This window comes from Micromonospora sp. NPDC048898 (assembly GCF_043198035.1).
GTDB lineage: Bacteria > Actinomycetota > Actinomycetes > Mycobacteriales > Micromonosporaceae > Micromonospora.
In genome coordinates this window covers 450256-476735 of record NZ_JBICUF010000004.1, presented here as the reverse complement: position 1 = coordinate 476735, position 26480 = coordinate 450256, and the positions used below count along the sequence as shown (strand labels likewise).

The following is a 26480-nucleotide window of genomic DNA, read 5'->3' as shown; positions in this document are numbered from 1 at the left end:
CATGCGGGCCGCCGTCGCCGTGCAAGAATCTCGCCGAGGTGAGGCGACATCGACGGCCTGCTCTTGATGACGCTGTTGCCCCTGGTCGGCTTCGTTGCGCTGACCGCGGGCAACGCGTTCTTCGTCGCGGCCGAGTTCGCCCTGGTCACGGTCGACCGCGCGGAGATCGACAGGCGGGCCGCCGCGGGCGACCAGGCCGCCCTGACGGTACGCACCGCGTTGCGCGAACTCTCCTTCCAGCTCTCCGGCGCACAGCTCGGCATCACCATCACCGCGCTGCTCACCGGCTACCTGGCCGAGCCGGCCCTGGCCCGGCTGTTCACCCCGCTGCTGCGCCCGCTGGCCGGGGAGAGCACCGGGCGCTACACCCCGTTCCTGGCGTTGGCCCTGGCCACGCTGCTCTCCATGCTCTTCGGTGAGCTGGTGCCGAAGAACGCGGCGCTGGCCCGGCCCATGCCGGCGGCGCTGGCCACGGCCGGTCCGATGCACACCTTCTCCCGGACGTTCGGCTGGCTGATCCGGGGCTTGAACGGCTCGGCGAACCGGCTGGTCCGGGCGCTGGGTGTCGAACCGCAGGAGGAGTTGGCCAGTGCCCGCTCACCGGAGGAGTTGGGCCTGCTGGCGGCCATCTCGGCCCGGGCCGGCGCGCTGCCGACGGACACCGCGATGCTGCTGCGTCGCACCATCCGGTTCGGCGACAAGCGGGCCGCCGAGGCGATGACCCCCCGGGTGGACGTGGTCGCGCTGCGCGCCACGGCCACCGTGGCCGAGTTGCTCGAACAGTCCCGGCAGACCGGGCGGACCCGCTTCCCCGTGTACGAGGAGACCCTGGACCTGGTGACCGGAGTGGCCGGGGTGCCCGACGCGCTCGGTGTGCCCCTGGCCGACCGGGCCTCGACAAGTGTCGGGTCGGTGGCCCGTGAGCCCGTCTACGTGCCGGAGAGCCTCAACCTGGACGGCGTGCTGGCGGCCCTGAAGGCGGCCGGGGCCGACCTGGCCATCGTGGTCGACGAGTACGGCGGCACGGACGGCGTGGTGACGATCGAGGATCTCGTCGAGGAGTTGGTCGGGGAGATCGCCGACGAGTTCGACCCGGCGAGTGTGGACGACGCCGACCCGGTCGAGTTGAGAGTGCCCGGCGGTGAGCGCACCGTGCTCGTCGACGGGGTGCTCCGCTCCGACGAGTTGGCCGAGCAGACCGGCTTCCGGCTGCCCGAGGGGCCCTACGAGACGTTGGCCGGGTTCCTGATGGCCCAGCTCGGGCACATCCCGCTGGCCGGCGAGACGGTCGAGGCGGGCGGCTGGGAGTTCACCGTGGTGGAGGTGGAACGGCACCGGATCGAGCAGGTCCGGGTGTTGCGCCCGGCGGAGCCGGACGACGATGACTGAGCTGCTGGTGACCGTGCTGCTGCTGCTCGGCAACGGGTTCTTCGTGGGCAGCGAGTTCGCGCTCATCGCGTCCCGCCGGACGGTGATCGAGCCGCTGGCCGCCGGGTCGAAGCGTGCCCGGTGGGCGCTGTCGGCGATGAACCAGATCCCGCTGATGATCGCCGGCGCGCAGCTCGGCATCACGGTCTGCTCACTGGGCCTGGGGGCGATCGCCGAGCCGGCGTTGGCGCACCTGCTGGAGCCGCCGTTCCACGAGGCCGGCCTGCCCGAGCGGGCGGTGCACCCGGTGGCCTTCGTGCTGGCCCTGGGCGTGGTGGTCTTCCTGCACACGGTCGTCGGTGAGATGGTGCCGAAGAACATCACGCTGGCCGGTCCGGAGGTGTCCGCACTCTGGCTCGGCCCGGCGATGCTGGCGTTCTGCGTGGCCACCAAGCCGCTGCTGCTCGCGATGAAGTGGGCGGCCCGCCGGGTGCTCGCGATCTGGCGGATCGAGGCGTCCGAGGCGGTGAAGACGGTGTTCACCGCCGAGGAGTTGGCCGGGCTCGTCTCGCAGGCACGGACCGAGGGGTTGCTCGACGCGGAGCAGCACGCCCGGATCACCGGCGCGCTGGCCCTGCACAGCCGCACGGCGGCGGACGCCCTGCAGCCGTGGTCGACGGTGGTGACGGTGGCCGAGGACGTCTCGCCGGCGTCGCTGGAGGTGTTGGCGACCCGGACCGGCCGGTCCCGGTTCCCGGTGGTGCAGCGCTCGACCCGTCGGGTGCTCGGCTTCGTGCACGTCAAGGACGTGCTCGGGTACGCGGGACAGGGCCGCCGGTCGCCGGTGCCGGCCCAGGTCTATCGGCCGCTGGCGGTGGTGCCGCCGGAGCGTACGCTGGCGGACCTGCTGCTGGCCATGCGCCGCGAACGGCGGCACATGGTGCTGGTCAGCGACGGCCGGCGCCCTCTCGGTGTGGTCACACTCGATGATGTATTGACGGCAATAGTTGGATGATTCGTCAGTACCCTTGGTGTGCATGTGGTTGCCCGACAGTGACGGTTGTCCCGCTCGCCTTGATTACCGCCCCGCGCTTCCCTAATGTGGGGCACCGACCGCTGTGGGTCGTCTGCCTCGGCCCTTCCCTCACGCGAGGCGCCCGGCGGTCGGTTGCAAAGGAGTCGGTGCCGGTGGCAACCATGCCCCCTCATCGTCACGACCTGTTTGCGTCTGCTCGGCCGGGTGTTCTGCGCCGTGCCACTCGCCGCCTGCTCGTCCTGGTGGCCGCCGCGGTGGTCGGCGCGGGTCTGCTCGCCGCGCCGGTGCACGCCGCGCCGACGGTCGACGAGATCGAAGCGCAGATCGACAAGAAGTGGGAGGAGTTGGAGCCCACCATCGAGCGGTACAACAAGGTCAGGGCGGACCTGAAGGTCAACCGGCAGAAGTCGGTCGACCTGCAGAAGAAGATCGAGCCGCTGGCGTTGCAGAGCGAGCTGGCGCTCAACCGGGTCGGCGACCTCGCCTCCCGCTACTACATCTCGGGCCCGTCGCACGACATCGGCACGCTGCTGGTCAGCGCCAAGCCGGACACGCTCACCGAGCAGCTCACCATCCTCGATCGGCTTGCCGCGCAGGAGCGCAAGCAGGTCGAGGGCGTCCTCGCCGTGCGGGCCAAGTACGACGGCGAGAAGCAGAAGCTGGACGCGCTGATCGCGACCCAGACCAAGCAGCAGAACGAGTTGGCGGCCAAGAAGAAGCAGATCGACGCCGAGATCAAGCAGCTCGAGGCGTCGATGCCGAAGACCACGGTCAAGACCGTCGGCTGCCCGACCATCAACGGTGTGGTTTCCGTGGCCGCCCAGAAGGCGATCAAGACCGCCTGCCAGCAGGTCGGCGATCCGTACGTCTGGGGCGCCGTCGGCCCGAACTCGTTCGACTGCTCGGGGCTGACCCAGTACGCCTACAAGTCGGCCGGGATCTACCTCACCCACCACACCGGAGACCAGTGGAACGAGGGCAAGGCCGTCTCGCGATCCGAGGCTCGTGCCGGTGACCTGGTCTTCTTCTACTCCGGCCTGAGTCATGTCGGGCTGTATCTGGGTAACAACCAGATGGTGCACGCGCCACGAGCCGGTAAACCGGTGTCGGTGTCCAGCATCAACACCATGCCCGTCGCCGGGTTCCGCAGACCTGGCTGATCCACCTCGCGCGACACGACGGCCCCCGGTCACCGCGACCGGGGGCCGTCGTGGTTCTTCAACGGGGCGCACCCACCGAAGACGGCAGGAGCTGCACGTCGGCCAGGTCGACGTACATGATGCGGTGGCCGAACTGGATCTGCGCGTACCGGTTCTTGCCGCGGATCACCGTCCAGTCGCCGGGCGAGGAGCCGTCGAACGTGCTGGCCCGGTAGTACTCGCCCGGCAGCACTTCGCCGACGGCGTACCGCTGCCCGGCGGGCAGGGTGTACTGCAGCGGCGAGATCGCCTGGTAGGGCACCCCTGCCGGGTAGGCGGCCTGCTCCGGGTAGGCGCGTCCGTAGACCGGGACGGTGGCCCGACCGGGCTTCGGGGTGGCCACCACGCCGACGGTCCAGCTGGCGGTGGGCGCGGACGCCGGGTTGTGGAACCACGCCCGCTGTCCGAGGTACCAGATCGCCGTCCAGTCGCCCTGCCGGCCGGCAAGCGCGTACGTCTGACCGGCGGAGGCACGGGCACCGTGGTCCGACACCTCCATCGTGTTGGGGGTGCCGTCGGGGCGGAGTGCGATGTCGTTGACGAGCGGCGCGTCCGCGGCCGGCGCGGAGCGCAGCACCACCGCCGAGGAGCCGCGTGGCGCGCACGGCACACCGGCGGTGACGCAGCCGACGAACGCCGGCTGGTTGGTGGCGAAGTCCGGGTCGATCCGGACCAGACCGGTGGCCGGGGTGCCGGTGTCCAGCCGGGGCGCGTGCAGCAGCGTGAAGTAGTGCGTCCAGTCCCAGTACGGGCCGGTGTCCCAGTGCATCCCCCGGACGTTCGCGGCGACGGTGCCGGGCACGTTGTCGTGACCGATGATGTGCTGGCGGTCCAGTGGGACGCCGAGCCGCAGCGCGAGGTGCCGGACCAGCTTCGCCGAGGCCCGGTACATGGCCTCGGTGTACCAGGTGCCCTGCGCCGCGAAGCCCTCGTGCTCCAGCCCGACCGCCTTGGCGTTGACGTACCAGTTGCCGGCGTGCCAGGCGACATCCTTGGTCTGCACGTGCTGGGCGACGTGCCCGTCCACCGAGCGCAGCGTGTAGTGCCAGCTCAGGTAGGTCGGGTCCTGGACGAGTCGCAGGGTCGTCGCCCAACTCCCCTCGGTGTCGTGGATGACGATGTACTCGACCTTCTGCCGGGCGGGCCGGTCGGACAGGTCGTGGTTGCCGTAGTCCCCGTCGCCGAACGCCTCGTAGGGCGCCGGGATCCACTCGCAGGAGATGGTGCGGGGGCACTCCAGCCCGTCCGGGCGGGCGAGCCGGCGTAGACCCAGCCGGTCCAGCCAGGAACGCTCCGGGCGGATCGTCCGGGCCGGCAGCGTGATCCGGGCTCCGTCGTCGGTCGTCCGCGACTCGCCGGTGCCGATGGTGGTGAAGACCTCGTCGGCGAAGGCCGCCGCGGCGTCGGCGGTGTCCGCGCCGGCGTAGCGGGCCACCGCGCCGTACCAGGTGGCCGGGTCGGTGCCGGCACCGACCGGCGCGCCCAACTCCCGCTGGTACGAGGCCAACAGCGCCGCGCCGCCCCGGATGTTGACGCCGACGTCGGTCCGCAGCGAGTCGGGGGCCGCGCCGGTCAGCGCGGCGGCGGCGTCCACGGTCTGCAACGCGGCTGCCGATGGTGCCGGGTCCGCCGGACGAGGCGCGGGTGCCAGCGCGGTACGGGAGTCGTCGCCGCGCGGATCCTCGGTGCCGGTGCCGGTGCCGGTGCCGGTGTCGGTGTCGGTGTCGTGGTGGCCGGCTACGGGCAGGGCGGCCACGTGTCGGGCGTCGGTCAGGTGCATCGGGCCGTAACCGCCGCTGGTGCTGGGTGTGCCGGCGTTGCTGTCCCAGCGGGACTCCAGGTAGGAGACGCCGAGCAGCACGTCGGTCGGTACGCCGAACTCGGCCGCCGCGGCGGCGTACTGCTGCTGACGGTCGCCGGTGGGTACGGCGGTGGCGTTGGCGGGTAGCGGTACCGCGGTCGCGGCGGCGACCACGGCGGCGGCGAGCAGTGCGCGCCGGCCGGGGGACAGGGTTGGATGGTGCATCGAACCCCCTAGATTCCACGGGTGCAGGTCAGGTCACCTTCGCGCCGTCCGGGAGCCCGCGTCAATACCTTTCTATGTGTCGACCCACTTGGAAAGAAATCTTCACGTCCGGTCGGTGCGCCTCTCGGATCGGTACGGAGTGTCACGGCCGCGCGGGTTGCGGAGTGGTAACGAGCGTCTCTACTCTGGTCTTTCGTCGGCCCGATAGCAGCTCCGCCCAGCCCGGGCGGTAACGGACCGACACCGCCGAGTCGTTTCCGAACGAACCGGGGACCCAAGTCCCCCGGGGTGAATCCGCAGCCATTGCGGTAGGGCGCCGACTTCCCGCCCGAACCCGTCAGCTAACCCGGTAGGCGGTCAGGAAGAAGGAGTACGGAACCCGGTGGCACTCCATGCCCCGCGGCCGTCGTCCGAGCGGTCGGCAGCAGCCGGCCCCATGTCGATCGCGCCGCGCCCACGCTGGTCCCGCTTCACCACCGCGCTCGCTGCCCTGGCCGGCGTCGCCGTCGTCCTGACCGGCAGCGCCACGGCGGCCCACGCCGACCCGTCCGTCGCCGAGATCGAGCGCCAGATCGACGCCGACTGGAACAAACTCGAACCGATCATCGAACAGCACAACGCCACCCGGATCGACCTCGCCGCCAAGCGCAGGCAGGCCGGCGCGCTGGCCGCCCGGATCGCCCCGCTGGAGCGCCAGGTCGACGCCGCGATGGACAAGGTCAGTGCCCTGGCGGTGCGCGCGTACAAGGGCGAGAACGTGCTGACCGTCAACGCCGTGCTGGGCAGCCGGTCGCCCAGCGAGGTGGTCGGGCAGCTCGAGATGCTCGACCGCTTCGCGCACAACCAGCAGCAGGACGTCCGCGAGGTGGCCGACCTGCGCGACCAGTTGGCCGGGCAGAAGGCGCCGCTCGATGCGATGGTGGCCCAACTGACCCGCACCGAGGCTCAGCTGGCGGCGAAGAAGAAGCAGATCAACGAGGAGATCGACAAGCTGCAGAAGCTGCGCCTCAAGGTGTACGGCAGCGGTGGCGGCGGTCCGCTGCGCCCGGCGCCCTGCCCTGCCAGCTATCCCGGTGGCGCCGCCGGCACGGCGGTCAAGTTCGCCTGCGCGCAGATCGGCAAGCCCTACGTCTGGGGTGCCGAGGGCCCGAACTCGTACGACTGCTCGGGGCTGATGCTGGCCGCCTGGGCGAAGGCCGGTGTGTCACTGCCGCACAACGCCGCCGCCCAGAGCCGCGCCACCAAGGACGTCAGCAAGCCCGACCTGCGCCCCGGTGACCTGGTCTTCTACTACAGCGACATCCACCACGTCGGCATGTACGTCGGTGGCGGCTGGGTGGTGCACGCCTCGCAGGCCGGCGAGCCGGTCAAGATGAAGAGGGCCGACGACGGTCAGGTCCACAGCTACGGCCGTCCCGGCTGATCAGTGCGCTGACCGGGGGCCCGTCGCGATTCGTCGCGGCGGGCCCCCGTCGTCCGGGGTTCAGCGGGTGGGCCAGGTGCGCCAGTGCTGCCAGGCGCGACTCGGCGTCGGCCCCCGCTGCCCCTGGTAGCGCGAGCCGTAGACCGCCGAGCCGTAGGGGTGCTCGGCCGGCGAGGAGAGCCGGAAGATGCAGAGCTGCCCGATCTTCATGCCCGGCCAGAGGGTGATCGGCAGGTTCGCCACGTTCGACAGCTCCAGCGTGACGTGACCGGAGAAGCCGGGGTCGATGAAACCGGCGGTGGAGTGCGTGAGCAGCCCCAGCCGGCCCAGCGAACTCTTGCCCTCCAGCCGACCGGCGAGCTGGTCACCCAGCGAGATGACCTCCAACGTCGAGGCGAGCACGAACTCCCCGGGGTGCAGCACGAACGGCTCCCCGTCGGGCACCTCGATCGCCGACGTCAGGTCGTCCTGCTGCATCGCCGGGTCGATGTGGGTGTAGAGATGGTTGTTGAACACCCGGAACAGCCGGTCCAGTCGTACGTCGATGCTGGAAGGTTGGACCAGGGTGGGCTCGAACGGCTCCAGGCCCAGCGTGCCGGCCTTGATCTCGGAGACCAGGTCGCGGTCGGAGAGCAGCATCGGACCACCATAGCGGCGGCCCGAAAACCCACCGGATTCGGTGCCGATGACCAGCGCGTCGAGGTCGCTGCTCGTACATTTGTTCGATAGGATGCTCGCATGGCTTCCTGGTCCGAATTCGCCGCCGACGAGCCCCGCCTCGCCGACGGGATCCGCGTTCTCCTCCAGCAGTACGGGCCGGGCTTCGGCTACCTGGCCACGGTCCGTGCCGACGGCGGGCCCCGGGTCCATCCGGTCTCCCCGGTCATCACCGACGAGGGTCTGTTCTGCTTCGTCATCGACTCTCCGAAGCGCCGTGACCTCGAACGCGACGGCCGCTACGCGCTGCACTCGTTCCCCTCGGAGGAGAGCGACGACGAGGCGTACGTGGCGGGGCGTGCCCGTCCGGTGACCGATCCGGTCCGGCTGGCGCAACTGGCGCAGAGCGCCCGCGCCGAGCCGCAGGTCGACTGGAGGCTCTTCGAGTTCACCGTCGACGTGGCGATGCTCACCCGCCGCGAGCAGCACCTCGCGGGCGTTCCCGGCCTCACGCCGGGCCGTCCGGCCGTCCGGGTCTGGCTCGACCCGCACGCCCCGACGGCGGCTGCCGCGCCACTCACCGTGCCGCAGACGCGCCCGGCCCGCCGCAGCCGTGACGTCCAGTGCACAGCCGCCTGACCACCACGGCCCAGAGACAGTCGGTGCCGGCTCCGTGCTGACGGAGCCGGCATTCGGCTGTACGCCCGGCACCGCCCCTGCGCTGCCCCGCGCCGCGCTGCCCCGCGCCGCGCTGCCCCGCGCCGCGCTGCCCCGCGCCGCGCTGCCCCGCGCCGCGCTGCCCCGCGCCGCGCTGCCCCGCGCCGCGTCGCCCCCGCGCTGCCTTGCCCGGCACCGCACCACCCCTCGCTCTCCCGCCCCGTCCGGCTCTGCCCTGCCCGGCACCGGCCTGCGGGCGCCGCCCCGCATGATCGACTCGGTTTTCATGAACTCGCGGTATCCCGGCCGCTCGGACACCCCGACTTTCAGAAACCCGAGTGGATCAAGTCGGGCCGAACCCTGGCCGAACCAGGCGAAACGGGCAGAGCGGGCAGAGCGGCACGCGGGCAAGTCGGGGGTCGGGGTGCCTGGGTGCACGGGCTCGGCGACTCGGGTACAGTGGTGCCGCTTGCGGGTGTAGTTCAATGGCAGAACATCAGCTTCCCAAGCTGACAGTGCGGGTTCGATTCCCGTCACCCGCTCCACACGGAGAAGCCCTGATCGGGAGACATAGCCCCGACCAGGGCTTCTCCGTGTCCAAGCCAACCAGTGCGGTACGGGCCATTAGTGGGCCATTGGGCGCGCCCCATAGCGCTGCCCCTCTGCGAGCCAGCAGGGGCCAAGCCCTGCGCGGACATCTCGATACGGGCATCGGGCCGCCGCACACGCCCTAGTCAACGCGACCGCAGCGTCACCGTGCGGGTCGAGCGTGCAGGACCAGGTCTCCCCAGGCCCGAAAGAGGGACGCACGCCAGCCCTATCCGTCTACCGTTTCTTAGTCGGTCGCATCTTGCGCCCAACCGGTTACACAGTGTCTGCTAGGAGCTGGAACCAGTTCCTAGTGAACATGTTGACCATCACCAACGAACAAGGGATTTTCCGATTGACCCGCGTCGACAGCCTCCATGTTACGGGACTTGCCGGCAGATCCGTTGACATCGACATCGATTTCGACCCCAAGTTGAACGTGATCTTCGGCCTTAATGGCTTGGGAAAAACTTCTCTTCTAAAAATTATTCACGCTGCGCTTTCGAATGACCATCGAGCCGTAACGCGAATCCCAGTCGAGCGGGCATCCGTTACCTTTTCTACGAACTCAGGCGAAAAGCAGTACACGCGCTCCATCATTCGACAAACAGAAGAAGACACTGACGAAGGATTCTATGCTGTTGAAACCGAAGATGGAGAGATAATTGAGATCAGTAGTAGGGCTGCCGCTGAAGGTCCGACGCAGTGGTTAACCAAGCCGCGATCGGTCGCCAGATTCCCCCACAGTTTTCTCAATACCTCTCGGTTAATGCCTACTAGAATTGAGAGAGGGCCGGTTCCAAGGAGACAGTCTCAGCGTTACGAGGAAGCTATCGATGAAGCCTTCGAGAGGGAGCTTCAACAGCTGTGGCAGCAGTACGCCAATAGCATCCTCTCCCAAGTTCGAGAACTCCAAGATGACGGAATTGCGGGCATCCTCGAAAGTATCTTCTTCGTGAAGACAACGCAAACGCCCAACTCGACACCTACGCAGGAAGCCTACAAGTATGTAGTCGATTTCCTTAAGCGGCAGGGAAGTTCTACGTACGGGCGAAAGAATAGTCGTAGCTTCGACCGATTCAAAGAGCGTTACGAAGACGATGCGCCACTTCAGCGGGTGGTAAGCGACATTGAGAAGCTCGAACAGGGTCTAAGGCGGCTAGAAGAACCGCGAAATCGACTTCAGGAGTTGGTGAACGAATTCTTCTTCGGTTTTAAAGAGATTAGCTTCGCCGATCGTGGAATTCAGGCCCGCGTCAACGACAAAGATTTAGAGATCTCTAACTTCTCGTCGGGTGAGAAGCAGATCCTGAGGATTCTTGTCGAGACCATCAGGTGCGGGCCGAACACGATTATTATCGATGAGCCGGAGCTTTCCATGCACATCGACTGGCAGCGCAGACTTCTTGCGACTATGCGCACCGTAAACCCAGAAGCTCAGATCATCGTAGCTACCCACTCGCCTGAGATTATGGCTGAAGTCGCCGATGACAACATCTTCGGAATCTGAAGTGAAGCGCCTTAGGCATTCGGCCGGCGCATTTGCCCGATCTTCGCAGATGAGAAGGGCACGTCTGCAAATCTATACCGAAGGTAAATTTCCAGACGTCTATGTGTACGAAAAGATTGCACGATCGGTCTGTCGGTCGAGTTGGGACTACGTGCTCATAACTCCGCAGGAGTTGCCGCCGGAGTATGCAGGCGACGGTAAAAGCGCTCTCCGTAAATGGTACGAAAGCATGCGGCGGCGCGCCCTACTCAGGATCAATTTCAAGGGCAGGCATGCGGTGTCAGTCTTCATCTTCGATAAGGACATCGATGACGTGAGGCGCACCAAGTGCCGTTCGCCCCACGTGATCTACACGGAGTGCTATGACATCGAGGGACATGTATTCTCGGGCGGCAATCTAGTCGACTCCGTGTCAGCACTGTTGGACGTGTCATCGGCGAAAGTCGCGTCCGCTATACCCGATCAGGCTGCCTGGCTAAACAGCGTCACTGAACGTTGGAGAGAATGGGTAAGGATCTCGGTTGCGGCAGCGATATTACGTGCGCACAAGTATTCGGGATATCGGGTACCTTCTCGCGTGCACACAAACCACTCTGGTCTGGCAGACCAGGCCTTGCTCGCGCAAGAGATGGACCTCCTGCGGAAGGCTCTGCCGCCGCCCGATTCGGCGCATGATGACCTACTGAAACGTGTCGAACGACTAGTCGACCGACGCTATAGATCTGGGATCGCGTTCACTCTTTTCAAGGGAAAGTGGTTCGCGACAGTTTTGGAAAGTGATTTGCGAGAGGCTGGCCTTCTTAGCGGGAAGGTCAAGGGTTCATTCGGAAGGAACATAGTTACCAATATGATGATCCCGCTTGAACCTTCCGGGCAGTGGGCCAACTTTGCAAGGGTGCCGATTCTGAACCTTCTCTCGCTGATTCCGAATTCCTCGATATCTTCCGTCAACGCTAGAAACTAGCCGGATAATCTGCTCAGCTGCCATCCGGTGTTTGAGGTGATGACTCGCAACGAAGGCGGGGACACGACAGGATGTGGCTAGCCCGTCGTGTCCTCGCCTTCACTGGCGATGCTGAACCAGGAGTGCGCTAGTCGCCGTCTGGTTGTCGGGCGTTCCACCTGGCGCTGGCACTGGCTAATGCGCGGACGGGAAGCCGCTTAGAGGTTCGGCGGGAAATAGAGTACGCGCGGCGAGTAGCCGAACAGCTTGGTGCCGATCGAAATGATTTGAACCTCGAATTCGGGCGGGCTAACGTCTACATTCAGGCGGTTCGATTGCAGTCAAACTTGGCGATACAGGAAAGCCATCGACATCGGAGAACGTATCAACGCTGAACAGTTGTCGACGGAACGTCGTGCGCGACTAGCCATGGATCTCGGCCGTGCCTACGCGCAGCGTAGGCACGGCGGCGAGGCGTTAGCGCATTTGCTCGAAACCGAGAAGATGGCACCGGAACTCATCGACACGCACGTTGCTGCTCGGAACGCAATTCGCGAACTGATCCTGATCTCCGGGCGAGCGGCATCGCCGGAGTTGAAGGCGTTTGCGGAGCGAGCGGACGCGCAGCCCTGACCTGATGTCCCTCCTGTCCCCCGTGTCCCCGGCGTCCACCGAGCGCGGATGAGCTGCTAGAACTGCGGCGACACCTGGCCTGGAGGTGTCCCCGACGCGCGCCAATTATCCGACCTGCACCGACTTCAACAGCCGAGAAAGTAGCGGGACGGAGTGTCCCGCACGGAGGCATGTTGCGGCGGGCCTCCTACTGCCGCATAAGGTGGGCCACCACAAACATGGTCAGCGCAGCCACGACGCAGACCGCGCACATGCCGTAGATGGTGATCCGCTCGCCCAGGCCGAACTCACCGGCCAGAGCCAGAACGGTGGCTATCGAAGACACGAATCCCCCTCCAGCTATCAGGCTCGCTCGGGCAACGGCGGACCTGTTGTTGCTCTGGTGGCCATTTCGGTCGGGCCTAGGTACTGTGGTCATGTCGACCTCCTCGTGGGTGCAGGATCTACATCGAGTTCGGCGTGGCGGCTCGGGAGGATCATTCCTGAGCCGCCAATTTCGTAAGACGGCAATGCTCGCTCAGGCATATCGGTCGAGGCCAAACGGACTCTTGAAGAGCCCAACGCGGCCGGCAATAATCGCAGCCGCATACTGAATTTCATGATCCTGCTGGGCCGCCTCCAGCGCGGCCTGCGGGACGAAGCCGCCGTCATTGCAGACCAAGATGCCAATTATGTAAAGCATCTGCGCACCTGTAGAAAGCTCCCGAAATTTCTGGTCGTTGTCTTCGCTCGCTAGGAACCTACGCATGTATCGGACGGAGCTATCAATCTTCGCTTGTGTCGGTTTCAATGCCCCTATCCTCGTCAGGAGAAATCGCCATTAATAGTCGCTCGCCTGGCTGTGCGCCACGACGGCCGATAGTTCCTTGAGAGAGGTAGCCTCTCTTGCGGCAAGCGTGGATCCAGTCCCGAATTGTTTCATTCGGCCGATCGAACCGCGCGGCAAGCCGTGCAGTCAGCCCGCGCCCTCGCTTGGCCTCCTCCAAGTAGGCAAGGGCAACGTCCTCCAGTAGTTCGTCAGACAGTGGGGGCCGACCTTTCTTGCGAGTTGAGGCTGCGGCGGAGCGCTCCAGGGCTGCGCGAGTATCGGGGGCCAGTTCCGTTGGCGGCACGAGTCGTACACCTGCTTGGCTCAGGGTTGGCAACCCTTTCTCTCGCCATTCATTGTTCGCCATTGCGTCGTGTGCCCATGCGAGGATCCTGCCTACCGGTATCGCTCTTAATAGCGCTCCCGTTATTCCTTGGAAGGGTGGCCCCTGGATCGACGAATCGGGGAGCGCCGACACATCCCAATATTCATCTTCTTTACCGCGCCATTCACCGTCAGGACCAACGTAGTCGCCGTAGTCATCAAAATACCCCCATTGAACTCGGAATATTTCAAGCTCCCCTATAGCAAGCCCAGAGGGTGTCTGTAGAAGTACTCCACATGCGGTGATTGGAAGTTTTCTGTCCGAATAGACGAAGTCGGCCACATAGTTCTTGCCTCGCGGCTTTTCCTTTACGTATAGCTCCAGTCTCGCGCCGGCAAACTCGGGGTCGTCCGGCTCATCGGTCTCCGTAACTATCGATCCCATCGCAAGTTCTGTGATTTGTTGCCACCGACTCTTGTATCCATCAACTCTTTCATGTTCGCGTGGCAACGCGGGTTCATCGCTCGCACTCACACAATCGAGTTTGAGGTCGTGCTACGGGTTTAGCAACAGTTGGCAAGGCGTGCCGGATTACTCGTACAGTTGACCCCCGGCAGGCTGCCGTCACGTGCTCCGCCGCAGCGGCCTGGTTCACATCAGGCCGGCACGGCTGCGCGAGGGGCCGTGGAGACGGCTGAGCGCCTTGGGCGCACGTCCGCGCACCGCTCATGCGGGATCAGCGCAGGCCATTGGCGGGCCATTAGGGCGGGCCGCCGAAGGTCACTCTAGGCCGGTCGGGTACCACCCTCACCAGTAGCCGGCAGTGTCCGATCGAGCGGCTTGTACGGTTCCCAAGCTGACAGTGCGGGTTCGATTCCCGTCACCCGCTCCACGATCGAGGCCCTGACCAGGACGCAAGTCCGAGTCAGGGCCTTCGATGTTCCCCAGCCAAGGACCAGGCTGCGCTCCGCCGCGCTCCGCCGCGCTCCGCCGCGCTCCGCCGCGCTCCGCACCCGGTCTCCGGCATGGGTTCCGAATCAGGCCGCCGTCATCAGTACCGCACCCAGCGGCCGATACGCCTTGGCCGCGACGAGGAGATCCGCGGCAGCCAGCCCGTAGACCAGGCGAAGGCTTTGCGTCGCCACCTACCGTGGGTGCGGACAACCGAACAAGAGCGACGTCTACGGGGAGGCGGCGTGGTCAAGCGGTACCGCCGACGCGCACGGCGGACGCGACCGTGGACGCCCGAACAGCCGGTTGCCCCGATCCAGCAGGAGCCTCGCAGCCGATGGCGTCCCGGCTACTGGCTCCGACACCCGGCCATTGGCGTTGCCTTCGGTGGACTGCTGGTCATGGCCACCCTGTACTGCGGCCTCGGGGACCTGTACCACCGGAACGACATGGTGGAACGGGGCGAGCGGACGGTCGGGACGGTGCGTGAGGTGCACGGCCGAAAGTGGTGGGTGTCGGTCAGCTTCACCACTCGAAGCGGGGAGAAGGCCACCACCTGGATCAACTATTCTCCGTGGAACGAGCCGAGCGTCGGTGAAGAGGTCGACGTGATCTACGACCGGGTCGACCCGATCGGCAGCGCCTACCTGTCCGGCGACGAACCGGGCCTGCTCCCCGGAATCCTTCTCCTCGCCGGAGGCGTCGGGCTCCTGCTGGTCTACGCGTGGTGGCTGCGGCGGCACTGGAATCGGCTGCGAAGTGAGGCGGAGGCGTGGCGCAGCCGCTACCCCGTGCCTCGACTCGGCGCACGTCGGTAGCGGGGCCGGAGGGCGAACGACTGCGCCGGTGTGTCGAGTGAGCGGGCTCTACCGGTAGTCGGCGAACACCCGGCGTTCCGCGCCGTCAACGGTGACCGGGCCGCCGTGGGGAAGGATCCACTGCGGCCGGGTGTGGCCGAAGGGGATGCCGACGCAGACGACTGCCTCGGGGTTGTAGCGGGTCACCACGTCGACGACCGTGTCGCGCTGCTGCTCGCGTAGCCGTGCCCGATCCTCGGCGGGGGGCCGGCGCGTCTGGTTGGAGACCGGCGGACGGGCGACCAGCACCGCGTCGACGGCGCTGAGGAGACCGCGTTCACCGAGCGATCGGACGATCCAGCCGACCTCGCGGGCCGGGAGAAGCTCCTCCGACGTCTCGATGACCAGCACCCCGCCCTGCAGAGCCTCCGGAGTGGACGGGAAGCGCCCCGCCGTCAGGATCCACTGGATGACTTCCAGGCAGCCACCCCAGGTGGGGCCGGTAACCGCGCGACGCGGCCCGTGCCAGCTCCATGGTTCCGTCGGTTCGCGTTCTCCGAAGGACGTCAACGCCTGCGGATCGGCCCAGTCGATCCCGATGTCCTCGGACTCGCCCGGGTCGGTGATCTCCAACCGCTCGCCGGTGAGTAACGCCGCTCGCAGCGACCGGGCGTGGATGTCGTCCACGGCCGGCCCGGGGCCGAGGTGCACCTGGGAGGACCCACCGTAGAAGCTGGCGATGCCGAGACCCCAGAGCCACTGGTGCAGGTTGGTGTTGTCGCTGGTGCCGAGGAACGGCTTCGGATCGGCTCGGGCGAGGTCGGCGTCCAGATGCGGGATGACGGTGATCTGGTCGTCGCCTCCGACGACGGCGAGAAGGCCGCGTACCTGGGGGTCTGCGAAGGCGGCGTTGATGTCCGCCGCCCGCGCCGCCGCGGACGCGCCCACTGTGCGGGTGGTCGGGTATTCGACCGGCACGAGGCCGGTCAGGTCGGCGAGCCGTCGCATGGCCTGTTCGTGAATCTCGGGAAAGGCGCCGGCCGCGGCGAAGGACGGCGAGAGAACCGCGATCTTGTCCCCGGGTCGGGCCTTCCGAGGGCGAACAAGCTTCTGCGTCATGACGAGATCCAACAGGGTACGCCAGTCCGTCCGCATCTCATTTCGTTAGAGGTTCCAGGAGAACCACGGGGATCTCCCGCGTGATGCGTTGTTGGTAGGCGGCGTACTCCGACCTGGCCGAAACCATCAAGCGCCACAGATGCGGACGCTCCCCGGCCGTGGCGGGGCGCGCGTACGCGTCGAAGGTCTCCGTACCGACCTGCACCGTGACGTGCGGGTCGGCGAGCAGGTTGAGGTACCACGCGGGGTGGCGGTCTGCACCGCGGTTGGAGGCGGCCAGCACGTAGTGGTCGCCGTCGCGTTCGTAGACGAGCGCGGTGCGGCGCAGTTTGCCGGTCTTTCGGCCCCGGGTCGTCAGGAGCAGGTCGTTCACGCCGGGCCGGGGCCGGCCGCCGGTCTCCTCGAACCGGCGGATGTGCTCCGCGACCCAGGCGTTCGGGCTGTCGTGGACCTCGGGCATCAGACCTCCCGGACACTCGCGGCGGCGCGGTGGTGGCGGGGGGCCTCGATCTCGTCGACAAGTGCGATCGCGAAGTCCGCATAGCTGATCCGACTGGCTGGGTCGCCATGCTCGGCGATCCGGTAGTGGCCGGTGCGGGTGCCGCCATGGTCGAAGTCACCGGCGGGGGCCAGGTAGGCCCAGTCGAGGTCGGAGGTCCGAATCTCGTCGAGGCCCGCTGCGTGACCGAGGTAGAAGGGCCGGTACTCGTTTGGGTACCCGGGCTCGTCCATCAGGGCGGCACCGGACGCCCCGGGCATGATCGAGGCGAGACCGACCACCACCAGGCGACGTACACCTGCCTTGGCCAGACCGGCGGCCAGGGCGCGCGACGATGCGGTGAAGAAGTCGTGCGGCGGTACGGACAGGTCGACGGCGGCGCTGATGGCGGCGTCGTGCCCGGCTGCTGCCTGCGCGATGCTCGCGGCGTCGACGACGTCGCCTGCCACCACCCGTACGTCGGCCAGGTCGCTGTGGTCAGCGGGGTTGCGCACCACGGCGGTGACCTGGTGGCCGCGTCGTCGCGCCTCGGCGACGGCCTGCCGTCCGGCCCGGCCGCCCGCGCCGAAGACCACGATCCTCATGAGTCACGCCTCTCACCAGAGACCGGAGCCCGTGCGTCCGGCCGATTTGCCGACGCTATCGAGGGTCGTGGTTACCACCGGGATACCAGTTATCGTTTGGCGATGAGGCAACCCCTGCCCGCCGACATGTTCGACGAGCTGTGCCCGTCCTCGCTCAACCCGATCCGATTCGGCGACAAGTGGGCGGCGCTCATCATCCGCTGTCTGGAGCAGGGGCCTCGCCGGTTCTCGGAGCTGCGCGTGCCGCTACGCCGCGTCACCCCCAAGGTGCTCACCCAGTCGCTGCGCTCCCTCGAACGGGACGGGCTGATCACGCGCAGCGTCGTCGCCGGGGTCGCCCGGCACGTGGAGTACGAGCTGACGCCGGTGGGTCGCAGCATGCTCGAACCGATCGCGGTTGCCTGCGCCTGGACCAACCAGCATTGGGACCAGTTGCTCGACGCCCGCGAGTCGTACGACAACGCCACCCGTCGCAACCGCGCTGGGTGACTCGGCGTGGTCCCGCCCCCGACTTCGAGCGGGACTGCAACGGATTCGTCCCGACCGGCAATAGTCAGGTGTGACGAGCCAGATTCAACCGTCTGACCAAGATCTGTGGTCGACCATCGCAGCCGGTGACGAGGTCGCGTTCGGCCGGCTCTTCGACAGGTATGCCCGGGCGGTCTACAACCACGTGTTTCGGCTCACCGGGTCGTGGACGCTCGCCGAGGACGTGACGCAGTCGACCTTCCTGGTCGCGTGGCGTAGACGCGGCGAAGCGACGGTCCTGGTGGACGGGTCGGCGTTGCCGTGGCTGCTGGTGGTCGCCACCAATACGACCCGTACCGAGTGGCGGTCGGCCCGCCGGTGGTTGACAGCCCTGCGGAGATTGCCACCGGAGCGGGAGGCGGACGCGGACCCGGCCGGCGACATAGTCGCGCGGCTCGACGACGAACGGCAGATGACCAGGATTTTGGCGGTGGTCCGCCGATTACCTCGCGCGGAGCGGGAGGCGGTGGCCCTGTGTCTGTGGTCGGGCGTGCCGTACGGCGAGGCGGCGACGGTCCTCGGCATCAGCGAAGGCGCGCTCCGTTCGCGCGTGAGTCGCGCACGGGCTCGGCTGGCACGGATGGTTACCGACGGCAACAAGCAGGAGGATGAGCGATGAGGGACATTCTCGACACGCCTGCCGAGCGTGATCTGCCGCCCGGCGAGGCGGCGCGAATGCGAGCGGATCTGATGACGTCGATCCGCCGGCCTCGGCCCCGGCGCCGCACGGCCGTACGACTCGGGATCGCCACCGTGGCGACGGCCGCGGCGGTGGTGGCCGGCGTGGCGATGGTGCCGAACGACGAGCAGGTGCGGCACCTGGCGATGGGTTCGGGTGAACTGTCACCGACGCTGCACCAGTCGATGGAGCAGTGCCTGAAGTGGAACGCACAGCACGAACGGCTTCCGGTGTCGATCGACGATTTGGCGGTGGCCGCCGAGCAGGACCACCGTGCCGTGGCGCTGTTCATGACGAAAACTGGGTACTTCACCTGTAACGTCACAAGACCGCCACACGAGGAGGCCACCGGGGGCACCAGCGGTGAACGTGTCTGGCCGCAACGGGACTGGTTGCCTGGCTCGATCCAGCGGCTCCTGCTCATGTCGAGCGAAGTCGACGGGGGCGACGTCGCGGTGACCGGCCGGGTCAGCGCTCGGGTGCACCGGCTGGTGCTGGAACACGGCGACGGTCGCACCACCACGGCGCGGTTGGTAAACGGGGTGTTCGGCCTGCTCACCGAGGGTGCCAACGTCACCAGGGACGCCGAGTTGGTCAGCTATGACACCACCGGAGCCGAGATCGACCGCCGCCTGCTGTTTCGTTCGTCGCACGAGTTCGATCACTGCTACGTGGACTCCTCCGGCACCGTCGTCTACGGCGAGCCGGGAGCTGACTGCCGACCCGCCGAGCCCTGGGGGCGATAGACAAGCCGGGTGAACGCCCGCGTCCCTGTCGGGCGTTCACCGGGATCAGCAGGTCGATCTCATCGCGCCGGCGGAGCGCCGCCCAACTCCTGGTGACGGCGGAGCAGTTCCCGCAGCGCGTTGATCTCGGCAGCCAGCGCGGCCTGCCCCTGCTCGGTGATCCTGATCCAGGTCTTGGGTCGGCGGCCGTGGTAGCCCCGGTCGATCTGGATCAGCTCGGCCTCCTCCAGCACGGCGAGGTGTCGGGAGAGGTTGCCGGCGGTGAGTTCGAGTGCGTCGCGCAGGTAGGCGACCTCCACCCGCTCGGCCTCGGCGGCGATGGTGAGGATGCCGAGCCGGTTGCGCTGGTGGACGGTGTCGCTGAGACCGTTCGTCGGGTGCCCGCCGGGGCCGGTGCCGGTGCTCATGTCGACCTCTTACCGGTGGTGAAAAGAGCGATGATGCCACCGACGAGCAGGATCGGCGCCGGCAGTAGGGCCGCCAGCAGGAGGCTGTGTCGGCTCAGGTCGCCCGGCTCGAAGTTCGCGGTCTGGAAGTAGACGTTCACGAGGACGACCGCGGCGGCGTAGCCCACGGCGACAGCCGTCAGGCTGCGGCTGCGTTCCAGTCGGGCCAGGACCAGTAGACCCACCGCGATGACCAGGTGCGGAAACATGCCGCGGTCGGAGACGCCCAACAGTGGTGTGGTCAGCCAGCTTGTCGCGCTGGACACCGCCGTCGCCGAGTTGAGCAGGAGGAGCCGCAGCACGATCGGCAGGACGAGGCCGACCAGCGTGCCAGCGAGGCCGGCGATGACGTACGTCCGGGTCGGTGTCTGCACGCCCACCCGCGCGCCACGCCACCGGTACCAGCCGAGGGTCAGCAGGTAGCCGCCGATGAGCGCCACCAGCCAGTACCACCCGAGGGCCGCTGAGCGTTCGAGGAAGTCCCCGCCGAGGCCGGTCAGCGCGGGATTGTCCTGCGGACCGCGCATGACGAGGGGGTCGGCCGACTCCACGTACAGGGGTGCTGCCGCCACCACCAGGAGACCGAACAGCAGGAGTGGCAACCAGTAGGCGTGCCGGGCGACCCGGGTACGCCGCCGAAGCGCGGCCACCGACGCGAGGAGTTCTCCGGGCGTGTCTCTGTCGTCCGGCGCGGTGCTCCGTTGTTCCGACATGGTGGCCTCCAGGCTGCTCGGGATCTCCTGCACTGCCAATAGGTTTGCATTGCAAATCATTCTGCGCAAGAGGATCCACGAACGACGCGGCTCGCCGGTATCGACAGTGGTAGTTCCGCCGGAGCCGTGGCACGGCTAGGGTCCGGCGTGGAGGTGGTCCGTGTTCACCGAAGCCTTTCCGATCGTGACGACACCTGACCTGCCAAGACTGATCGGGTTCTACCGGAACGTGGTCGGCTTCGAGCTGACCTACCAGTTCCCGCAGGAGGGTGAGCCGGAGTTCGTCGCACTCCGGTTGGGCAACAGCGAACTCGGGCTGGCCGCCAACCCGGAAGCCGGCGAGCCGACCGCCGAGCACCGCTGGGAGCTGTGCGTCTACGCCGACGACTGCGACGCCGCCGTGCACGCTCTGCGCTCGGCCGGTGCGACTGTCACCGAGGAGCCGGTCGACCAACCGTGGGGCGAACGGTCCGCCCGGGTCACCGACCCCGACGGCAACCGCATGCTGGTGCTGTCCCGCCTGGCCTAGGGTCGGCGTCCCCGGGGAACCGGCCGACCAGCCATGGGGTGAGCGGCCGGCTGCCGTCAGCGTCGCCAGAACAGCAGGTGGGTGACCCCGCTGGGGCTGGGCACCGCCTCACTGTGGAAACGGTCGAGCAGTTCGTCCGGGCTGTCCCACAACCGCTCGCCCCGCTCAAGGTCGACGGGCGCGACGGCGATGTGCATCGTGTCGACCAGGTCGGCCTCGATGAACTCGCGGATGGTGGCGACCCCACCACCGAGGCGTACGTCCCGACCGTCGGCCGCCTGCTTCGCCTCCGCCAGTGCCTCGGCCGGGCCGACGTCGCGGAAGTGGAACGTGGTGTCGGACAGGCTGAACGACGGGCGCAGGTGGTGGGTGAGCACGAAGACCGGCGTGTGGAACGGCGGGTTGTCCCCCCACCAACCCTGCCAGTCGTGGTTCTCCCAGGGGCCACGCTGGGGGCCGAACTTGTTGCGACCCATGATCTCCGCGCCGATGTTGCACTCGGCGTCGCGGGTCAGGTAGTCGTCCAGGCCGCGAGTGCCGCCCGGCTCGGTGCGATACACGAAACTGGCGGTGGCGGCCCGCCAGGAGAACAGCGGGGTGGGGTCCGCGTGGCCGAAGGGCCGTTCCAGGCTCTGCCCCACGCCGGTGCCGAACCCGTCCCGCGACACGTTGAAGCACTGCACCCGCAGTAGTTGTGGCATGGCTGTCTCTTCTCAGGTTGCCGGATCAGGGTGGTTCAGTTCGTGGTCACCGTCGGGCCACCGCCGCTGCCCCGGTCGTCGAGCACGAGCGGGGCGCGACCGCTCACCGCGTACCGGATGTGGGTGACCTGCGGTGTGTGGATGACCCGGGTCGGCGTCAGCTCGATCGCCTCCTTCTCGCCGAGGTCGAGGTCCGCGTCGAACAGCCGGAGACCGGTGCCGAGCACGACGGGTACGACGTGCAGCTCCAACTCGTCGAGCAGGCCGGCCCTGAGCACCTGCCGCACCAGGCTGCCTCCCCCGGCGACAGCGACGTCCTTGCCGCCGGCCGCGGCGCGCGCCTGCTCGACGGCGCTGGTCACGCCATCGGTGACGAAGGTGAAGCTGGTGCCTCCTCCCCGCAGCAACGGCTGGCGGGGGCGATGGGTGACGACGAAGACCGGCGCGCGAAACGGCGGCTCGTCGCCCCACGGCACCTCACCGCCGTCGGCCATCCGGCGTCCCATCACGTACGCGCCAGCGGCCCCGAACGACTCGGCGACCACGTCGGAGTTGGTGTCCTGCTCGCCACCGGCGAAGCCCTGCCGCTCGCGCCACGCCGACGCCTCGGTCACCCAGCGGGTGACCCGGAAGAACCCGGCGCTCTCCGCCGAGTCCATCCAGTTGCCGTCGCCCTCGAACCGTGGGCCGGCGTAGAAGCCGTCCACCGACACCGACAGCTGTGCGGTCACCTTCGTCATCGCGCCTGGTCCTCTCCTCGGCGGACACCTCACCGTGGGTGCCGCTCGCCGAGGGGTCGGAGCCGAATGCCAGTCCCCTACCGGACCAGCATGTGACGCGCGTCACCATATGTGTCGGAGTCTGGATCCAGCCCCGGGGCTGCCCGTTCTGGCGAGGTGCCGAGGGCCACTCCGACACGACTAAGCTGGCGATCATGCGGATTGGCATCGTGATCTTGCCGGACCAGCGTTGGGCGGAGTCGCAGCAGCGCTGGCGGCAGGTCGACGAGTGGGGCTTCGACCATGCCTGGACGTACGACCACCTGGGCTGGCGGGACCTCGTCGACGGCCCGTGGTTCGACTCGATGGGCACGCTGACCGCCGCCGCCTCGGTGACCTCCCGCGTCCGGCTGGGCACCCTCGTCGCGTCGCCGAACTTCCGGCACCCGGCCGCGTTCACCCGGCAGATCACCACGGTGGACGACGTCTCCGCCGGTCGGCTGCTGCTCGGCCTGGGCGCGGGCGGCATCGGTTTCGACTCGGCGGTGCTGGGCGGCGAGACGCTGCCGCCGCGCCAGCGGGTGGACCGGTTCGCCGAGTTCGTCGAGCTGCTGGATCTGATCCTGCGCGAGGACGGCACCACCTGGCGTGGTGACTGGTTCGCCGCGGTGGACGCCCGCAACAACCCCGGCTGCGTGCAGCAACCCCGGGTGCCGTTCGTGGTGGCCGCCAACGGGCCACGGTCGATGCGGCTGGTGGCCCGCTTCGGTCAGGGCTGGGTGACCACCGGCACCGGTGACGACAACGACCTGGCCGGCTGGTGGGACAGCGTGACGGCGCTGTCCGCGCGGATGGACCGGACGTTGGACGAGGCCGGCCGTGATCCGGCCACTCTGGACCGCTATCTCTCCCTGGACGCCGCACCTGTCTTCTCGCTCAGCAGCGCGCAGTTCTTCGCCGACCAGGTCGGCCGGGCCGCCGACCTGGGCTTCACCGACGTGGTGACGCACTGGCCGCGGGCCAGCAGCTGGTACGCCGGCGACGAGGCCGTCCTGGTGGACGTGGCGACCCGCCTGCTCCCGGAGCTGCGCGGCTGAGGTGGCACGGCGTCAGGTGCCCAGGTCGCCGCTGGCCACGCCGCCCTCGCCGCCGGAGACCAGCCGTAGGCGGAGGCAGACGATCGGGGTGTCGTCGTCGACCGGGGTGCCGAGCCGCGCCCAGTAGGCCGAGTGCCCGGCCCGCCACTCCTCGATCGAGCGGTCCCCCTCGCCCTCGGCGCGGGCGAAGTCCCACGGCACGTCCGCGAAGCGGACCACCTCGACGCCGGTGATCTCCACGACACCGGCCAGCGCGTCGTCGTCGTCGACCAGCGCCAGCCGTTCCCCGACCTGCTCCAACTCCTCGCCCTCCTCCGCGTAGTAGGCGAGCCGCCCGGCCGTCGCGGTCTTCACTCCGGCGAGTACGAGGGTGTTGAGGGTCGCCCGCAGCTCACCCGGGGTGCCGAGGGCGAGGGTGCGCAGTTCACCGATCCGAGGCCACATCCTGCCGAGGCTAGGCCAGCGCGACCCATACCGCCGCCGCAATACGCCGTCACGCTGGCAGATCCGCCGCGTGGATCAGGCCGGTGATCCGCAGGTCGGCCGCGACCTCGGGTGGGCAGTCGACGGCCACCACGGCGGTGCCCAGCACCTTGGCGCCGCGCGCCGCGCAGATGTCGTACAGCGCGTGGAGCTGAGCGCCGGTACGCACCCAGTCGTCCACCACCAGGACCCGGTCGCCGGGGCCGAGATGCCGGTCGCGTACGGCCAGGTCGACCCGCCGCCCCCGATAGTCCGGTGGACTCTGCGCCCAGGTGAGCGGGCCGGCCGGCAACCGCCCGTCGCCGGGTTTGTGGGCGGCCACGAAGCCGACCCCGAGGGCGGTCGCGGCCAACGGCCCGAGCAGCAGCCCGGTGACCGCCGGGGCGAGCACCACCGTCGGCCGGGCGGCCCGGTACGGCGCGACCAGGGCCGGTCCCAGCTCGGCCAGCACCACCGGGTCCCGCCACCAGCCGGAGATGTCGCTGACCAGGTGACTGGTGTCCGGTCCAGGATCGATCCACCGAAACAGGGTGGCCAGGCGTTCGGTCAGCTCAGCGGGCATCCGCTCATCCTGCGGCACCCGTGGTCGGCGTGTCGGCACCCGGGCCGGCCGGCCCACCCCGGGTCGGATGATCGGCTACACGTACCAGTGCAAATACGGGCATACCACAATGATCACGTTGACGTCGGAAGTGCTTCTCTCGTTACGGTCCGACCCGGTTTGTTCAGACGACGAAAGGACCGGGCCGGTGGCAGCCAAGCACTCCCGTACCCGCATCTTCTCCTCTCCGGCGGGCATCGTGGCCACCGCGGCGGTCGGCGTCGCGCTCGCGGTCGGGGGCACGTTCGGTGCCGTTCAGCTGACCTCCGGCTCCGCCCAGTCGGGGCAGGCGACCCTCGACCTCACCCCGACCACCGCCGCGAGCAGCCTCACCCCCAGCTCGCCGTCCGTCTCCCCGTCCGCCAGCGCCTCGCCGAGCGTGTCCGCCAGTCCGTCGGCCATCCGGTCGCAGCAGGCGGCCTCCCGGGGCAGGACCCGTACCGCGCCGCCGAAGCCGAAGCCGACCGCGAAGAAGACCACGGCCGCTCCGAAGGTGCTGGAGAGCGGCTCGTGTGGCGCCTCGTTCTACTCCGACGGGCAGCTCACCGCCAACGGTGAGTCGTTCAACCCGGGCGCGCTGACCGCCGCGCACAAGACGCTGCCGTTCAACACCAAGGTCCGGGTGACCAACCCGGCCAACGGCAAGTCGGTCGTGGTGCGGATCAACGACCGCGGCCCGTTCATCGACGGCCGCTGCCTCGACCTCTCCCGGGCCGCGTTCGCCAGCATCGCCTCGGTCGACGTGGGCGCGCTCACCGTCCGCTACGAGGTGCTCGGCTGACCGGGTCGGGTCGCGCCGATTCGGACGCTCGACCGGGCCGGCCGGACAGAACCTTCCAGGACGACGGGTCAGGTTCATTCACTGGTTCACTTCGATCAGGCAAACTGTCAGTCGTACCCACGCGACTCCTCCAGCCGGGCCGTCGCCCGCTGAGCCCCGGATCCCGCGCCGGCCTCGGCGCGGCCCTTGTCCTGCTCGCGATCGTGTCGGCGGCGGAGGCGGCGGACGGCCGTTTTGCGCACTACGTCGCGCTGTTGTCGGCCGTACCGTTGCTGGCCGCAGCCCTGGCGTCCTGGCCGGTGGTGCTGGGGGTGGGGGTCGTGGCGACCCTGACCGGGGCCGGCTTCGCCCTGGCCGAGCCGGAGGCGTCACTGATCACCCCGGTAAACGTTGTCACGGTCGCGGTCGCCACCGGACTGGCGGTGGCGATGGCGTCGATCCGGCAACGGCAGACGGAGCAGATCGTCGAGCTGACCAAGCTCGCCTCGGTGGCCCAGCAGGCGGTGCTGCGTCCGCTCGGGCCACAGGTCGGGACGCTCTCGGTCGCGGGCCGCTACATCTCCTCCACCGCCACGGCCGAGATCGGTGGCGACCTGTACGAGGCGATCGACACGCCCTACGGCGTACGCATGATCATCGGTGACGTACGCGGCAAGGGCCTGGACGCCGTGCGGCTGGCCAGCATCGTTCTCGGCTCCTACCGACACGTGGCGTACGAGCGGGCCGACCTGCGTGCCGTCGTCGCCGACCTGGACCGCGCGGTGGCCCGCAACGTCGGCGACGAGGACTTCGTGACCGCGGCGCTGGTCGAGGAGCGCGGCGGCACGCTCACCATCGTCAACTGCGGCCACCCGTCGCCGCTGCTGCTGCGCCGGGGCGCGGTGATCCCGCTGGAGCCGCCGGCACCGGCGCCGCCGCTCGGCTTCATGCCGGTGGTCCGCCCCCGGGTCGAGCGCCTGGAGCCGGGCGACCGGCTGCTGCTGTTCACCGACGGCCTCGGCGAGGCGCGGCGCGACGGCGAGTTCTTCCCCACCGCCGACCGCGCCTGGCGACTGCTCGGCCACGGCACGGTCGCCGACGGACTCGCCTCGCTGGAGACCGCCCTGATCGAGTGGGTCCACGGCCGGCTCGACGACGACATCGCCCTGGTCCTGATGGAGTACGTCGGTGCCCGTACCGGCGCGGCGGCGGCCGTCCCGAGCTGGGAGGTCGGTGCCGCCGAGGGCTGACCGGGCTCTGTTACGGGCTTGTGTGTAATCGCCGTCACTTGGGTGATCCGCTTGTCGCTGCCTACCCGCGAGTAATACAGTCAGGGTTACTGATCGGTAACACCT

At 68.2% G+C, this 26480-nt stretch carries 30 protein-coding genes, 1 tRNA gene and 1 riboswitch; of the genes, 17 read left to right on the top strand and 14 right to left on the bottom strand.

The window, feature by feature from the left end; all coding sequences use genetic code 11:
- The first annotated feature begins 66 nt into the window (after positions 1 to 66).
- The 3 genes from ACGFIQ_RS15290 to ACGFIQ_RS15280 all read left to right on the top strand — a co-directional run bounded on the left by ACGFIQ_RS15290 (position 67) and on the right by ACGFIQ_RS15280 (position 3564).
- On the top strand, positions 67 to 1389 hold the full coding sequence (locus ACGFIQ_RS15290; protein WP_393243889.1) for a hemolysin family protein: 1323 nt from the start codon (positions 67 to 69) through the stop codon (positions 1387 to 1389).
- Positions 1382 to 2383: a hemolysin family protein gene (locus ACGFIQ_RS15285; RefSeq protein ID WP_357066354.1), complete on the top strand. Its 1002-nt coding sequence runs from the start codon at positions 1382 to 1384 to the stop codon at positions 2381 to 2383. Before ACGFIQ_RS15290 ends, ACGFIQ_RS15285 begins: the two co-directional genes overlap by 8 nt.
- A gap of 167 nt (positions 2384 to 2550) precedes the next feature.
- The gene (locus tag ACGFIQ_RS15280) at positions 2551 to 3564 is read left to right on the top strand and encodes an NlpC/P60 family protein (RefSeq protein ID WP_393243887.1); all 1014 of its coding nucleotides are present in this window, start codon (positions 2551 to 2553) and stop codon (positions 3562 to 3564) included.
- Positions 3565 to 3622: 58 nt separating this feature from the next.
- Here the strand turns inward: ACGFIQ_RS15280 and ACGFIQ_RS15275 are convergent, their stop codons facing one another.
- Positions 3623 to 5629 (bottom strand): N-acetylmuramoyl-L-alanine amidase, encoded by a 2007-nt coding sequence (locus tag ACGFIQ_RS15275; RefSeq protein ID WP_393243885.1) that lies wholly within the window; start codon positions 5627 to 5629, stop codon positions 3623 to 3625.
- Positions 5630 to 5863: 234 nt separating this feature from the next.
- A riboswitch (cyclic di-AMP (ydaO/yuaA leader) is annotated at positions 5864 to 5999 on the top strand.
- Positions 6000 to 6065: 66 nt separating this feature from the next.
- On the opposite strand from ACGFIQ_RS15275, the gene ACGFIQ_RS15270 reads away from it, so the two are divergent.
- Positions 6066 to 7052, top strand: a complete 987-nt coding sequence (locus ACGFIQ_RS15270) for an NlpC/P60 family protein (protein WP_393243883.1) — start codon at positions 6066 to 6068, stop codon at positions 7050 to 7052.
- A gap of 60 nt (positions 7053 to 7112) precedes the next feature.
- On the opposite strand, the gene dcd is transcribed toward ACGFIQ_RS15270, so the two are convergent.
- The gene (gene dcd / locus ACGFIQ_RS15265; protein WP_357066363.1) at positions 7113 to 7691 is read right to left on the bottom strand and encodes a dCTP deaminase; all 579 of its coding nucleotides are present in this window, start codon (positions 7689 to 7691) and stop codon (positions 7113 to 7115) included.
- A gap of 99 nt (positions 7692 to 7790) precedes the next feature.
- On the opposite strand from dcd, the gene ACGFIQ_RS15260 reads away from it, so the two are divergent.
- The 5 genes from ACGFIQ_RS15260 to ACGFIQ_RS15240 all read left to right on the top strand — a co-directional run bounded on the left by ACGFIQ_RS15260 (position 7791) and on the right by ACGFIQ_RS15240 (position 12040).
- A complete protein-coding gene (locus ACGFIQ_RS15260; RefSeq protein WP_393243881.1) occupies positions 7791 to 8348 on the top strand; it encodes a pyridoxamine 5'-phosphate oxidase family protein in 558 nt (185 codons plus the stop codon).
- 489 nt (positions 8349 to 8837) lie between these two features.
- Positions 8838 to 8911: transfer RNA gene (locus ACGFIQ_RS15255), tRNA-Gly, on the top strand.
- Between the two features lie 362 nt (positions 8912 to 9273).
- On the top strand, positions 9274 to 10464 hold the full coding sequence (locus tag ACGFIQ_RS15250) for an AAA family ATPase (RefSeq protein ID WP_393243879.1): 1191 nt from the start codon (positions 9274 to 9276) through the stop codon (positions 10462 to 10464).
- The gene (locus ACGFIQ_RS15245) at positions 10442 to 11428 is read left to right on the top strand and encodes a hypothetical protein (RefSeq protein ID WP_393243877.1); all 987 of its coding nucleotides are present in this window, start codon (positions 10442 to 10444) and stop codon (positions 11426 to 11428) included. Before ACGFIQ_RS15250 ends, ACGFIQ_RS15245 begins: the two co-directional genes overlap by 23 nt.
- A gap of 408 nt (positions 11429 to 11836) precedes the next feature.
- Entirely contained in the window at positions 11837 to 12040 is a 204-nt protein-coding gene (locus tag ACGFIQ_RS15240; protein ID WP_393243875.1) for a hypothetical protein, read from the top strand.
- A 187-nt stretch (positions 12041 to 12227) separates the two neighbouring features.
- Here ACGFIQ_RS15240 and ACGFIQ_RS15235 read toward each other — a convergent pair whose 3' ends face one another.
- The 3 genes from ACGFIQ_RS15235 to ACGFIQ_RS15225 form a co-directional block, all read right to left on the bottom strand.
- Entirely contained in the window at positions 12228 to 12365 is a 138-nt protein-coding gene (locus ACGFIQ_RS15235; protein WP_393243873.1) for a hypothetical protein, read from the bottom strand.
- Positions 12366 to 12557: 192 nt separating this feature from the next.
- Entirely contained in the window at positions 12558 to 12722 is a 165-nt protein-coding gene (locus tag ACGFIQ_RS15230; RefSeq protein WP_393243872.1) for a hypothetical protein, read from the bottom strand.
- Between the two features lie 82 nt (positions 12723 to 12804).
- Positions 12805 to 13707 carry a hypothetical protein gene (locus ACGFIQ_RS15225; RefSeq protein ID WP_393243870.1) on the bottom strand — a complete coding sequence of 301 codons (903 nt, stop codon included), beginning with the start codon at positions 13705 to 13707 and terminating at the stop codon, positions 12805 to 12807.
- A 620-nt stretch (positions 13708 to 14327) separates the two neighbouring features.
- Between ACGFIQ_RS15225 and ACGFIQ_RS15220 the strand changes: the two genes are divergently transcribed.
- Entirely contained in the window at positions 14328 to 14942 is a 615-nt protein-coding gene (locus ACGFIQ_RS15220; RefSeq protein ID WP_393243868.1) for a DUF3592 domain-containing protein, read from the top strand.
- Between the two features lie 48 nt (positions 14943 to 14990).
- On the opposite strand, the gene ACGFIQ_RS15215 is transcribed toward ACGFIQ_RS15220, so the two are convergent.
- From ACGFIQ_RS15215 to ACGFIQ_RS15205, 3 genes are read right to left on the bottom strand one after another with little or no spacing between them, the layout of a single operon-like run.
- Complete coding sequence (locus tag ACGFIQ_RS15215) at positions 14991 to 16040, bottom strand: LD-carboxypeptidase (protein ID WP_393243866.1); 1050 nt, start codon at positions 16038 to 16040, stop codon at positions 14991 to 14993.
- Positions 16041 to 16077: 37 nt separating this feature from the next.
- Positions 16078 to 16500, bottom strand: coding sequence for a nitroreductase family deazaflavin-dependent oxidoreductase (locus ACGFIQ_RS15210; protein WP_393243864.1), 423 nt, complete (start codon positions 16498 to 16500; stop codon positions 16078 to 16080).
- Complete coding sequence (locus ACGFIQ_RS15205; protein ID WP_393243863.1) at positions 16500 to 17123, bottom strand: NAD(P)-dependent oxidoreductase; 624 nt, start codon at positions 17121 to 17123, stop codon at positions 16500 to 16502. Before ACGFIQ_RS15205 ends, ACGFIQ_RS15210 begins: the two co-directional genes overlap by 1 nt.
- 102 nt (positions 17124 to 17225) lie before the next feature.
- On the opposite strand from ACGFIQ_RS15205, the gene ACGFIQ_RS15200 reads away from it, so the two are divergent.
- The 3 genes from ACGFIQ_RS15200 (at position 17226) to ACGFIQ_RS15190 (ending at position 19076) form a co-directional block, all read left to right on the top strand.
- On the top strand, positions 17226 to 17612 hold the full coding sequence (locus ACGFIQ_RS15200; RefSeq protein WP_393243861.1) for a winged helix-turn-helix transcriptional regulator: 387 nt from the start codon (positions 17226 to 17228) through the stop codon (positions 17610 to 17612).
- Positions 17613 to 17682: 70 nt separating this feature from the next.
- Positions 17683 to 18270: an RNA polymerase sigma factor gene (locus ACGFIQ_RS15195; protein ID WP_393243860.1), complete on the top strand. Its 588-nt coding sequence runs from the start codon at positions 17683 to 17685 to the stop codon at positions 18268 to 18270.
- Complete coding sequence (locus ACGFIQ_RS15190; RefSeq protein ID WP_393243858.1) at positions 18267 to 19076, top strand: hypothetical protein; 810 nt, start codon at positions 18267 to 18269, stop codon at positions 19074 to 19076. Before ACGFIQ_RS15195 ends, ACGFIQ_RS15190 begins: the two co-directional genes overlap by 4 nt.
- Before the next feature lie 59 nt (positions 19077 to 19135).
- Here the strand turns inward: ACGFIQ_RS15190 and ACGFIQ_RS15185 are convergent, their stop codons facing one another.
- On the bottom strand, positions 19136 to 19483 hold the full coding sequence (locus ACGFIQ_RS15185) for a transcriptional regulator (RefSeq protein ID WP_357066410.1): 348 nt from the start codon (positions 19481 to 19483) through the stop codon (positions 19136 to 19138).
- Positions 19480 to 20268, bottom strand: coding sequence for a hypothetical protein (locus ACGFIQ_RS15180; protein WP_393243856.1), 789 nt, complete (start codon positions 20266 to 20268; stop codon positions 19480 to 19482). The genes ACGFIQ_RS15185 and ACGFIQ_RS15180 overlap by 4 nt, the downstream gene beginning before the upstream one ends.
- Before the next feature lie 151 nt (positions 20269 to 20419).
- On the opposite strand from ACGFIQ_RS15180, the gene ACGFIQ_RS15175 reads away from it, so the two are divergent.
- A complete protein-coding gene (locus ACGFIQ_RS15175; protein WP_393243854.1) occupies positions 20420 to 20764 on the top strand; it encodes a VOC family protein in 345 nt (114 codons plus the stop codon).
- A 56-nt stretch (positions 20765 to 20820) separates the two neighbouring features.
- Here the strand turns inward: ACGFIQ_RS15175 and ACGFIQ_RS15170 are convergent, their stop codons facing one another.
- Both ACGFIQ_RS15170 and ACGFIQ_RS15165 read right to left on the bottom strand, forming a co-directional pair.
- Positions 20821 to 21465: a dihydrofolate reductase family protein gene (locus ACGFIQ_RS15170; RefSeq protein ID WP_393243852.1), complete on the bottom strand. Its 645-nt coding sequence runs from the start codon at positions 21463 to 21465 to the stop codon at positions 20821 to 20823.
- Positions 21466 to 21500: 35 nt separating this feature from the next.
- Positions 21501 to 22205, bottom strand: a complete 705-nt coding sequence (locus tag ACGFIQ_RS15165) for a dihydrofolate reductase family protein (RefSeq protein WP_393243850.1) — start codon at positions 22203 to 22205, stop codon at positions 21501 to 21503.
- A 194-nt stretch (positions 22206 to 22399) separates the two neighbouring features.
- Between ACGFIQ_RS15165 and ACGFIQ_RS15160 the strand changes: the two genes are divergently transcribed.
- Positions 22400 to 23281, top strand: coding sequence for an LLM class flavin-dependent oxidoreductase (locus tag ACGFIQ_RS15160; protein ID WP_393243848.1), 882 nt, complete (start codon positions 22400 to 22402; stop codon positions 23279 to 23281).
- Positions 23282 to 23293: 12 nt separating this feature from the next.
- Here the strand turns inward: ACGFIQ_RS15160 and ACGFIQ_RS15155 are convergent, their stop codons facing one another.
- Both ACGFIQ_RS15155 and ACGFIQ_RS15150 read right to left on the bottom strand, forming a co-directional pair.
- Positions 23294 to 23725, bottom strand: a complete 432-nt coding sequence (locus ACGFIQ_RS15155) for an ASCH domain-containing protein (protein ID WP_393243846.1) — start codon at positions 23723 to 23725, stop codon at positions 23294 to 23296.
- Positions 23726 to 23774: 49 nt separating this feature from the next.
- Positions 23775 to 24326 (bottom strand): phosphoribosyltransferase family protein, encoded by a 552-nt coding sequence (locus ACGFIQ_RS15150; protein ID WP_393243844.1) that lies wholly within the window; start codon positions 24324 to 24326, stop codon positions 23775 to 23777.
- Positions 24327 to 24513: 187 nt separating this feature from the next.
- On the opposite strand from ACGFIQ_RS15150, the gene ACGFIQ_RS15145 reads away from it, so the two are divergent.
- Positions 24514 to 25146: a septal ring lytic transglycosylase RlpA family protein gene (locus ACGFIQ_RS15145; RefSeq protein ID WP_393243842.1), complete on the top strand. Its 633-nt coding sequence runs from the start codon at positions 24514 to 24516 to the stop codon at positions 25144 to 25146.
- 104 nt (positions 25147 to 25250) lie between these two features.
- Complete coding sequence (locus tag ACGFIQ_RS15140) at positions 25251 to 26375, top strand: PP2C family protein-serine/threonine phosphatase (RefSeq protein WP_393244041.1); 1125 nt, start codon at positions 25251 to 25253, stop codon at positions 26373 to 26375.
- The last annotated feature ends 105 nt before the right edge of the window (positions 26376 to 26480 follow it).